The 10,227-nt window shown below is 65.9% G+C and carries 8 protein-coding genes and 1 tRNA gene; 8 read left to right on the forward strand and 1 reads right to left on the reverse strand.

All coding sequences use genetic code 11. The annotated features are described in order from the left end of the window. The first annotated feature begins 70 nt into the window (after window positions 1-70). The 6 genes from V9L20_RS05925 (at window position 71) to V9L20_RS05950 (ending at window position 5,492) form a co-directional block, all read left to right on the forward strand. The gene (locus tag V9L20_RS05925) at window positions 71-1,162 is read left to right on the forward strand and encodes an FAD-dependent oxidoreductase (RefSeq protein ID WP_337295878.1); all 1,092 of its coding nucleotides are present in this window, start codon (window positions 71-73) and stop codon (window positions 1,160-1,162) included. Next, window positions 1,159-1,362 carry a sulfur carrier protein ThiS gene (gene thiS / locus V9L20_RS05930; protein ID WP_126746451.1) on the forward strand — a complete coding sequence of 68 codons (204 nt, stop codon included), beginning with the start codon at window positions 1,159-1,161 and terminating at the stop codon, window positions 1,360-1,362. Before V9L20_RS05925 ends, thiS begins: the two co-directional genes overlap by 4 nt. A gap of 34 nt (window positions 1,363-1,396) precedes the next feature. Then, window positions 1,397-2,224, forward strand: a complete 828-nt coding sequence (locus V9L20_RS05935) for a thiazole synthase (protein ID WP_337295879.1) — start codon at window positions 1,397-1,399, stop codon at window positions 2,222-2,224. Then, on the forward strand, window positions 2,221-3,153 hold the full coding sequence (locus V9L20_RS05940) for a thiamine phosphate synthase (protein ID WP_337295880.1): 933 nt from the start codon (window positions 2,221-2,223) through the stop codon (window positions 3,151-3,153). Before V9L20_RS05935 ends, V9L20_RS05940 begins: the two co-directional genes overlap by 4 nt. A gap of 11 nt (window positions 3,154-3,164) precedes the next feature. Then, window positions 3,165-5,327 (forward strand): TonB-dependent siderophore receptor, encoded by a 2,163-nt coding sequence (locus tag V9L20_RS05945; RefSeq protein WP_337295881.1) that lies wholly within the window; start codon window positions 3,165-3,167, stop codon window positions 5,325-5,327. Window positions 5,328-5,416: 89 nt separating this feature from the next. After that, window positions 5,417-5,492, forward strand: a tRNA-Asn gene (locus V9L20_RS05950). A gap of 75 nt (window positions 5,493-5,567) precedes the next feature. On the opposite strand, the gene V9L20_RS05955 is transcribed toward V9L20_RS05950, so the two are convergent. Beyond that, the gene (locus V9L20_RS05955) at window positions 5,568-6,020 is read right to left on the reverse strand and encodes a hypothetical protein (protein ID WP_337295882.1); all 453 of its coding nucleotides are present in this window, start codon (window positions 6,018-6,020) and stop codon (window positions 5,568-5,570) included. Between V9L20_RS05955 and V9L20_RS05960 the strand changes: the two genes are divergently transcribed. Further along, window positions 6,019-6,345: a hypothetical protein gene (locus V9L20_RS05960; RefSeq protein ID WP_337295883.1), complete on the forward strand. Its 327-nt coding sequence runs from the start codon at window positions 6,019-6,021 to the stop codon at window positions 6,343-6,345. The genes V9L20_RS05955 and V9L20_RS05960 overlap by 2 nt on opposite strands. A 1,288-nt stretch (window positions 6,346-7,633) precedes the next feature. After that, complete coding sequence (locus V9L20_RS05965; RefSeq protein WP_337295884.1) at window positions 7,634-10,225, forward strand: autotransporter outer membrane beta-barrel domain-containing protein; 2,592 nt, start codon at window positions 7,634-7,636, stop codon at window positions 10,223-10,225. Window positions 10,226-10,227: the final 2 nt, after the last annotated feature.

Here is a 10,227-nt window from a genome sequence, read left to right on the forward strand (position 1 = left end):
GCGGCGTATGCATCGGGCGCTCTGACCGCCCCCATCCCGACCTTCCCCCAAAGGGGGAAGGAGCAAAGCCATGAGCCTTCCGTTTCAATCGGCCGCCATCCTCGGCGCGGGGCTGATGGGGCGCTTGCTCGCGGTCACGCTGGCGCGGGCGGGTTGCAAGGTCGAGCTGTTCGAAGCAGGCCGTCCCGAGGCGGAAGGCGCGGCCGCGCGCGTCGCGGCCGCCATGCTCGCCCCGCTGGCCGAGTCGGCCGTGGCCCCGGTGTCTGTCGTGCGGATGGGCCAGTACGCGTTGAGCCGCTGGCCCGAACTGCTGGCGCCGCTGGCGCAGCCGGTGTTCTTCCAGCGCGAAGGCACGCTGGTGTTGTGGCACCGGCAAGATGCTGCCGAGGCAATGCGGCTCGCGCGCGTGCTGGCCCGCACCGGCGCCCAGGTGCCCGAACTCGCCGCGATGCAGGCGCTCGACGGCTCCGGCATTGCCACGCTGGAACCTTCGCTGGGCCAGCGCTTCGCACAAGGGCTCTTCCTTCCGGGCGAGGGCCAGCTCGACAACCGCGCGCTGCTTTCCGCACTGCTCGCTACGCTGCAAACCAGCCCCGACGTGAAACTGCATTGGCAGTCGCCACGCGCACCGGAAGATTTTTCTCCGGGCGCACCTGGCCAGCCCGACCGCGTGATCGATTGCCGCGGCCTCGGCGCCAAGCCTCAATGGAATGCACTGCGCGGTGTGCGCGGCGAAGTCATTCGCGTGCATGCGCCCGAGGTGGCGTTGCAGCGGCCGACCCGGCTGGTGCATCCGCGCTACCCGCTCTACATCGCGCCCAAGCCCGGCGGCGTGTTCGTGATCGGCGCGACCGAAATCGAATCGGACGACATGTCGCCCGCCAGCGTGCGCTCCACGCTCGAACTGCTGAGCGCTGCCTATGCGGTGCACAGCGGTTTCGCCGAGGCCCGCATCCTGGAGATTGCAACGCAGTGCCGCCCCACGCTGCCCGACAACCTGCCCGCAATCCGCCAGCCGCATCCGCGCGTGCTGCAGATCAACGGCCTGTACCGCCACGGTTTCATGATCGCGCCCGCCGTGCTCGACGCCGCCATGGAGCTGCTGATGCATGGCCGCTCCGCGCTCGCACAAAGCCTTGGCCTGGAGATTTCCGACACATGACGATCGACGTGCTGATCAACGACAAGCCTTTTGCGCTGCCAGAAAGCGCCACGCTTGTGGATGCGCTCGCCGCGCTGAACGCCGTGCCGCCTTTTGCGGTGGCCGTGAACCGCGAATTCGTGCCGCGCTCCGCCTATGCGGCGCGCGCACTGCAACCCCAAGACCGCATCGAAGTGATCCGCCCCGTGACCGGCGGGTGAACAAAACGACATAGCGACGGAGACAACACACACCATGACCACCTCTTCAATCTCTTCCGTTCCGGACGGCGATCCGCTGGTTCTGTACGGTCAGACCTTTCACAGCCGCCTGCTGCTGGGCACCGCGCGCTACCCCTCGCCGGACCTGCTCGAAGCCGCCGTAAAGCGCGCCAAACCTGCCATGCTGACCGCCTCGCTGCGCCGCCAATCCGCGAGTCCCGGCGCAAGCGACAGCGGCAACGGTTTCTGGGAACTGCTGCGCCGGCTTGCGGTGCCGGTGCTGCCCAACACCGCCGGGTGCCACAGCGTGCAAGAAGTGATTGCCACGGCGCAGATGGCGCGTGAGCTTTTCGACACGCCGTGGATCAAGCTCGAACTCATCGGCGACGACTACACGCTGCAGCCGGACACGCTGAACCTGGTCGATGCCGCGTCGCAGCTGATTCGCGATGGCTTCCAGGTGCTGCCTTATTGCACCGAAGACCTGGTGCTGTGCCAGCGCCTCGTCGACGTGGGCTGCCAGGCCGTCATGCCCTGGGCCGCGCCCATCGGCACCGGCCGCGGGCCGGTGAACCCCTACGCTCTGCAGTTGCTGCGCGAGCGGCTCAGCGTGCCGATGCTGGTCGATGCGGGCCTGGGTCTGCCCTCGCATGCCTGCCAGGTGATGGAATGGGGCTACGACGGTGTGCTGCTCAACACAGCGGTTGCGCTCGCGCAAGACCCGGTGTCGATGGCCGGCGCCTTTGCAGACGCGGTGCATGCCGGCCGCGCCGCCTACCGCTCCGGCGCCATGGCCGCGCAAGATTCCGCGCAGCCGAGCACGCCGGTGCTCGGCACGCCCTTCTGGCATCACACAGCATGACCGCATTGAACGACCACCGGGCGGTTGCCCACGCCATCGTCGCTGCCCATGGCTTGCGCTTTGGCGCCATCACGGCCGCGGCCATTTCAGCCGGCAGCTTTTCGTCGGACGACCCCGTGTACCGCGGCGCCAAGCAGGCTTGCGCGGCGCTCGGCTTCATCGAGATCGACGCCGAATGCCTCGCGCTCGCATGGCAGGCACAGACAGTGCGCACCGGCGCATTCGATGCAAGCCAATGGCCAGAGACCCCGGCCGATTTCGGCATGCGCGCGTTTCCGCCCAATGCGCGCGATGACGCGTTTGCGCCCTGCCCCGAACGGCTCGGCCTGTACGCCGTGCTGCCTGATGCGCAATGGGTCGGCCGCATGGCGCGCGCCGGCGTGCCCACCGTGCAGCTGCGCTTCAAGTCAGGCGGTGCGGCAATCGTCGAACGCGAAGTGCAGGCTGCGGTCGACGCCGTGCGCGGCACCGGCGCGCTGCTTTTCATCAACGACCATTGGCAAACGGCCATTGCAGCGGGTGCCTACGGCGTGCACCTTGGCCAGGAAGACCTCGATGCGCTTTCACCAGCGCAGGTGCAGCAAATACGCGATGCGGGTTTGCGCCTTGGCGTGAGCACCCACGGCTACGCCGAGATGGTGCGCGCCGACGCGGTGAGCCCGAGCTACATCGCCATGGGTGCGGTGTACCCGACCACCCTCAAGAAAATGGCGACGGCCCCACAAGGCGTGGCGCGGCTCGCAGCGTATGCGCGCCTGTTGCGCGGCTATCCGCAAGTGGGCATCGGCGGCATCGATGCGGTGCGCCTGCCTGAGGTGCTGGCCACCGGTGTCGGCTCCGTCGCCGTGGTGCGCGCGCTTGTCACCGCAGACAACCCTGAGGCCACGGCCGCGCAATGGATGGCTGCCATGAGCGCAGCCGCCGCATGAACAGAACAACAATGACCAAAAAGCAATCTCTTCTTCGCGCATGGCCGCTGTCGCCGGTTTCGCGCGCAACGGCCGCCGCCTTCCTTCTGGCGGCCGGCAGCGCGCAAGCCCAGCAGCCAACAGAGCTGCCCGCCATCACGGTCAACGAAAGCAATGCCTCGCCGCAAGCCGACGTGAGCGGCTTCGGCGACGTGCCGGTGCGCGAGCTGCCGCTCTCGGCCACGGTCATCGACAGCACGCAGCTCCGCGCGAGCGGCGCGCGCCGACTGGCGGACCTCACGCAGTTCGATTCGTCGGTGACCGATGCCTACAACTCGGCCGGCTACTGGGACTACCTGTCCGTGCGCGGCTTTGTGCTGGACAACCGCTTCAACTACCGACGCGAGGGCTTGCCGATCAGCGCCGAGACATCGATTCCGCTCGACAACAAGGAGCGCGTTGAAATCTTGCGCGGCACCAGCGGCATCCAGGCCGGCACCAGTGCGCCGGGCGGGCTGGTCAACTACGTGGTCAAGCGCCCGACCGAGCAAGACCTTCGCACGCTGCGCCTCGAGATCACCAGCCGCGGCAGCGTGCTGGGCGCGCTCGATCTTGGCGGGCGCTTCGGTGCGAACCGCGAGTTCGGCTACCGCCTCAACGTGGTGAACGAAAACCTGAAGCCGCTCACGCACAACCTCGACGGCAACCGCAACATGTTTTCGCTGGCCGGCGACTGGCGCATCACGCGCGACTCGGTGCTCGAATTCGAGATCGAGCGCAGCCACAAGACGCAGCCGAGCCAGAACGGCTTCAGCCTGCTGGGCAACACGCTGCCCGCGCCGGTCGATCCGAAAATCAACCTGAACAACCAGCCGTGGTCGCAGCCCTCGGAGTTCAATGCGCTCACCGGCAGCGTGCGCTTCAGCCAGGCACTCAACGCCGACTGGCGCTGGAGTGCGCAAATCGGCCAGCAGCGGCTCAAGACCGATGACCGCCTGGCCTACGCCTTCGGCTGCGGCGCCGAAGGCAACTACGACCGCTACTGCTCCGACGGCACCTTCGACTTCTACGACTTTCGCAGCGAGAACGAGCGGCGCACGCAAACCGCCGGCAGCCTGAACCTCAAGGGCAACGTGATGACCGGCGGCGTGCGGCATGAGCTCGGCTTTGGCCTGCTCGCAAGCCGCGTGCGCAACCGCTTTCAGGACCAGGCCTACAACTACGTCGGCACCGGCAACATCTGGGCCACCGCCATCGTGCCGGCGGACCCGACGCTGACCGACGCCAACACCAGCCGCGACGAGCGCTCGACCGAGCTTTCGGTGCAGGACGCCATTCGCTGGAACAGCCGCTTCACCACCTGGGTCGGGTTGCGCCACACGCGGCTCGACCGCGACAGCATTCGCACCGACGGCTCGCGCCCCACCGGCTACAAGGACGGCATCACCACGCCATGGGTTGCCGCCAGCTACGCCATCCAGCCCGGGCTGCTGGCATACGCAAGCTGGGGCAAGGGCGTGGAGTCGCAGGTGGTGCCGAACAAGAGCTCGCAGTACACCAACGCCGGCGAAGCGCTTCCCGCACTCACCTCCCGCCAGTGGGAGGTTGGCCTCAAGGGGGGCAGTGACGTTTTCAACTGGCAGCTTGCGTGGTTCGACATCAAGCGCCCGATGACGAACCTCGACGCCTGCAACCGGCTTGGCACCACGCCGTGCGATGGCCGCTACGACGGCAGCGCGGTGCACCGCGGGCTCGAAGCGGGCGCGCAATGGAACACCGGCCCCTGGCGCCTTGGCGGCAGCGTCACGCTCATGGATGCCAAGCGCCGCAACAGCACCGCAGAGCCCGCCATCAACGGCCAGTGGCCCACCAACGTGCCCAAGCAGGTGCTGCGCGCGCAGGCTGCGTACCGCGTTGCATCGGTGCCCGGCCTCGAGCTGCTGGGACAGCTTTCGCATGAAGGCCGGCGCAACGTTTTGCCCGATGGTTCGATCACCCTGCCCTCATGGACCCGCGTCGATGCGGTACTGCGCTACGACACCAAACTGCGCGGCGTTCAGACCAGCTGGAGCCTTGCCGTCGACAACCTTTTCGACCGCCGCTACTGGAAAGAATCGCCCTACCAGTTCGGCCATGTGTACCTGTTTCCGGGAGCACCGCGCACGCTGCGACTTGGCCTGACCGTCTCGCTGTGAGCGCCGCTCAAAAAATTTTCAAAAATTTATCGCGGACGTATTCGCGGGTTCGAAAGGCCCAAAAAATCACGCTATAATCTGAGGCTTGTTCCTCGATAGCTCAGTTGGTAGAGCGCCGGACTGTTAATCCGTAGGTCCCTGGTTCGAGCCCAGGTCGAGGAGCCACTAAAAAGCCGTAAAGGCCTCTGAATGCCCCGCTACTTTAAAGGTAGCGGGGCATTTACTTTTTAGGCGGTGCGTTCAAGCCAACGACGAACGCCGCATCTTGTTCCTGGCAATCTGCAGCGTCCTCGCCATTCGACGGGGTTCATGCAGCATCTTGTTGATTTCCGCGAGCCCGTCTTCGGTGATGCGCGTCACGGTCGCTGTCCGGGCAATGTGGTACTTGCCCCACGCGTCGGACGCCGGCGCGATGTCCGCTTCGACAAGCCCGGTTGCTTTCAACACGCTCACGTACTGAACATCTTCGGGTCTCGTCACCACCTTGGGCAGCAAGGCGGTCTGCAGGCTTAGCAAGTAGAACAACGGCATGGCTGAACCTCGTTGGATGCGTTTTTTTCTTCGACGCTGACACTTGCCGCATCGCTCCTTGAGAGAGAACTCGAAGGTATCGCGATGCCCTGCCCGGCCTGTCGGACGGCAGTCCTGGAGCGGGTAGGATGGGAAGAATTCACATTTTTTGGAGTTGGTCATGAAATGCCTGCTACGCCCTTTGGCCCTTGCCGCCCTCCTGGCCGGCGGCCTGGTGGCTCCCGCCTTGGCAGACCCGCACAAAGACGAAAGCGGCCATGGCTACGGCAAGGGTCGCCACGGAAAGCGCGAACACAAGGAGGAATATTGGGACGGCCGCTGCAAGGTCGAACGCAAGTGGGAAAAAGGCGGCGAATACAAAGAGGAGCGAAAGTGCAAGGAGCGCGCCGCGCGCCCTCGGCAATATGACGGCCCCTACTATGCGGCGCCCCAGCCGGTGGAGCCGCCCACCGTCGTCATACAGCCTCAGATCGTGATCCGGCCGTAGGCACCCAGGCACTTGCGCGAGCAACTCGCCGTGCGCCCTCTTCATCAAGCTGCAAAAGGCAGCCCAGCACCCGAGCCCAATCCAAAAGCGCATCGGACTCGTATCAGGGGCATGTGCACTGAAAGCAGCTTGGATCTGGCGCTAAGGATTGCGGCGCTCAACGCAGTTGCAAACCAACTGATATCGGAGTCCGTTCGCCTCCGAAACGAGGCAGCAATTCTTCGATCCGAATGCACAAGAGTGCGGCGCGGTTCTGCTGGCGACAGCACGATCGAACTGGACGCCACAAATAAGCGCGTTGACTTCTGGCGTGCGTGTGTCGATCAGCCCACATCCGAGGCAGAAATTCACACACGTTAGGATTTTCCACTTACGTGTCTGGTTGTAAGAATGGTTTCAGCGCGTGATGATCTGAGCTTCTGTTTCCAGGAGTTTTCAGATGACATCGTGCGAAGGCAATGCGGGGCTCAAGCGTCTCGTTTCAAAGAAAAACGAGCGCCCGGCCGCTGCGCCGCGCAACGCAGCGCCAGCCGGTGCTGCCGTGTTCCCCGTTTCGGCCATTGCACTCGCAGTTGCTCTGTTCGCGGCAGCGCCGCAGATGGCGCGAGCCGCTAACGAGTGCGGCGCCGAAGTGGCTGGGGCGGACACGATTTCCTGTTTGGGCGCCAGTTATCCGGCGGGGATCATCTACACGGCGGCTGACTCGTTGACGCTTAACCTGAACAACCCGCTCATGACCGTCGGGGGCAGTTTCGGGGTGAGGGTTCAGAACACGACCGGTACGACCCACGCTGACTTGGTCGTCAATGCCGCAAGTGTCGGCTCGATCACCACCGCGACAAATCCAGCGGTGAGCGTCGTCAACTCTCGAACTACAGGGGTTGCCGCTTTCACGCTGGATGGCGGTTCAGTCACCTCAGGCGGTAGCAGCCCGACCGTAAATATCGTCAGCAATGGCGACGCACAATTCACGTTGAATAGCGGACAGGTCCGCAATACGAGCACTGGCAATGCAATTCTGGTCTCGGCCGGATTCACGAGCAAGGCAACCGCTGTGATCAACGGTGGTTCGGTCGAGACACTATCAGGGGCAGGTTCTGCCGTTCGCTCTTTTGCCAGCGCCAAGGCCGGCACGGGCGTTGCCGAGATCCGTATGTCTGGGGGTTCGGTAGTTTCCGCGGGTGGCCATGGCCTCTGGTCCGAGTCCAGAGGCAGCGGCCAGGCCCTTGTGGAGATGACAGGCGGTGTGGTCAGCGCAGCCGGCAAGAACGGCGATGGCATCTTGGCCGTGAGCACGAATAGCACCTACGCCGTTGCTGTGATGGGCGGCAGCACCGTCACCGGCGGCAGCGCCTTCGGCGCCGCAATCCACACAGCGGGGGCAAACGGCGGCATCGTCAACATCGGCGCAGGCGTCACTATCGGCGCAGGCGCCTCCGGCGTCGCCCTCCGCGACGGTGACCTCAATCGCGATGGCATCGACGAAATCGGCGGCAACACCACCATCACCACCTCCGGCGCCCTCACTGGCGATGTGCTGCTCGGCGGCGGCACCGACACCCTGAACATCGCGGGCGGCTCCATCGCCGGCAACCTCACCGGTGACGGCGCCGATGCGCTGAACTTCAACCTGGGCACGAACAGCTTCATCCACGGCGCGGCCTTTGCCATCACTGGCATGAACAGCGTCACCATGAACTCGGGCAATGCGCAGATCGACAGCACGGTCAGCGGCAACACGCAGCTGACCGTGAACGGCGGCACGATGGTACTCACCGGCGCCAACAGCTACACCGGCAGCACCACGATTGGCGCCGGCACGCTCGCGCTTGCCGGAGCCGGCTCCGTGGCCACTTCTAGCCAGGTGATCGCCGATGGCACCTTCGATATTTCTGGCGTGAGCGCGGCAGGCACCAGCGTGCAGCGCCTCTCGGGCAGCGGCGCCGTCACGCTCGGCGGCAAGGCCCTCACCCTGACCGCGGCCGCGGACACCTTCAGCGGCGCCATCGCAGGCACGGGCAGCTTCGCGCTCGCGGGCGGTGCACAGGTGCTCACGGGTACCAACACCTACACCGGCGGCACGGCGATCAGCACCGCGAGCACGCTGCAACTGGGCAGCGGCGGCACGTCGGGCTCCATTGCCGGCAATGTGGTGAACGATGGCACGTTCGTCTTCAACCGCGCCAACCGGCTCGATCTGGGCGGCGACATTTCCGGAAGCGGCGCCATTCGCCAGGTCGGTACGGGCATGACCAACCTCACCGGCAACAGCGCGGCCTTTGCCGGCACCACCACGGTGGAGGCCGGCACGCTGGCCGTCAACGGCACGCTCGGCGGCACCATGAATGTGCTGGCGGCTGGCCGGCTTCAGGGCTCGGGCTCGGTGGGCGGCACAACGGTTGCCGGCACAGTTGCACCAGGCAATTCCATCGGCACGCTCGGCATCAACGGCAACTTCGCGCAGCTGGCGGGCTCGACCTACCAGGTCGAAGTGGACCCGGCGTCCACTGCCTCCGACCTGGTGCGCGTGAGCGGCAGCGCCAACATTGCGAGCGGCGCACGCCTCGAAGTCGTTCGCACCGGCAGCGGCAGCTTCGGCATTGGCACCCGCTACACGGTGCTGAGCGCCGACGGCAGCGTGATCGGCACCTACAACCTGACGGGCGACACCGAAAGTGCCTTCGTGCGCGTGACGGACAGCTACGACGCGAACCATGTCTATCTGCTGGCCCAGAAAACACGCAGCTTCACCGAGCCTGCGACCACACCCAACGAGGTGGCGGTTGGCGGCGCGCTGGAAACCTTGCCGGGCAGCAACCCGCTCTCGACCGCCGTGGCATGGCTGCCCAACGACCTTGCGGCGCGCGATGCGCTGAACCAGCTGTCGGCAGACATCCATGCCTCTTCGAAGACCGCGGCGCTGGAAGACAGCCGCTTTGTGCGCGACGCCGCAGTCGACCGGCTGCGCAGCGCCGCGTGCGCGCCCGGCAGCGCGGCAAGCGGCGCTGCGCAAAAGCCGATGCAGGCCGGCACCGGCTGCACGCCCGAAGACAGCCAGGCGCGCGCGGGCTGGGCGCAGGTGTTCGGCTCGTGGGGCCGCATCGACAGCGACGGCAACGCCGCCAAGCTCAAGCGCGACATCGGCGGGTTCTTCGTCGGCGCGGACACGGGCATTGCCGCGGGCTGGCGCGTGGGCGCATTGGGCGGCTACAGCCGCGCGAGCGCGGACACCAGCACGCGCAACAGCAGCAGCAAGACCGAGAGCTACCACCTCGGCGTTTATGGCGGTACCCAATGGGGCGCCACGGGCGCGACGGCGCTGCGCCTGGGCGTGAGCCACAGCTGGAACAAGACGGACACGAGCCGCTCGGTCGCCTTTGCAGGCTTTGCGGGCAGCCTGGCCGGCAAGTACGACAGCAGCACGACCCAAGTCTTTGGCGAGCTGGGCCATCGCATCGACCTGGGCGCCGCCACGCTGGAGCCCTTTGCGGGCTTGGCCCATGTGCGGCTGCGCAGCGATGCGTTCGTCGAGCAAGGCGGCCTTGCCGCGCTGTTTGGCTACGGCGGCCGCACCGACGCAACCTTCTCGACCATTGGCGTGCGCGCAAGCATGCAGGCCAGCGAAAGCATTCGCCTGCGCGGCACACTCGGCTGGCGCCATGCATTCGGCGGCGCCACGCCGACGAGCACCCACGCGTTTGCCGGCAGTGTGCCGTTCACGCTGTCGGGTGTTCCGCTGGCAGAGGACGTTGCGGTGCTCGAGGCCGGCATTGAAACGCAGCTGCGCCCCAACCTGGCATTGAATGCCTCGTACTCAGGGCAGTTTGGAGACCGGCTGCAGGACCATGGGTTCAAGGTCAACCTGAACTGGTCGTTCTGACG

Origin of the sequence: Variovorax sp. CCNWLW225, assembly GCF_037204045.1 — a bacterium.
GTDB lineage: Bacteria > Pseudomonadota > Gammaproteobacteria > Burkholderiales > Burkholderiaceae_C > Variovorax.

Coding starts and splice junctions, on each gene's coding strand:
- V9L20_RS05925 (WP_337295878.1), top strand. CDS start 71: ATGAGCCTTCCGTTTCAATCGGCCGCCATCCTCGGCGCGGGGCTGATG.
- thiS (WP_126746451.1), top strand. CDS start 1,159: ATGACGATCGACGTGCTGATCAACGACAAGCCTTTTGCGCTGCCAGAA.
- V9L20_RS05935 (WP_337295879.1), top strand. CDS start 1,397: ATGACCACCTCTTCAATCTCTTCCGTTCCGGACGGCGATCCGCTGGTT.
- V9L20_RS05940 (WP_337295880.1), top strand. CDS start 2,221: ATGACCGCATTGAACGACCACCGGGCGGTTGCCCACGCCATCGTCGCT.
- V9L20_RS05945 (WP_337295881.1), top strand. CDS start 3,165: ATGACCAAAAAGCAATCTCTTCTTCGCGCATGGCCGCTGTCGCCGGTT.
- V9L20_RS05960 (WP_337295883.1), top strand. CDS start 6,019: ATGAAATGCCTGCTACGCCCTTTGGCCCTTGCCGCCCTCCTGGCCGGC.
- V9L20_RS05955 (WP_337295882.1), bottom strand. CDS start 6,020: ATGACCAACTCCAAAAAATGTGAATTCTTCCCATCCTACCCGCTCCAG.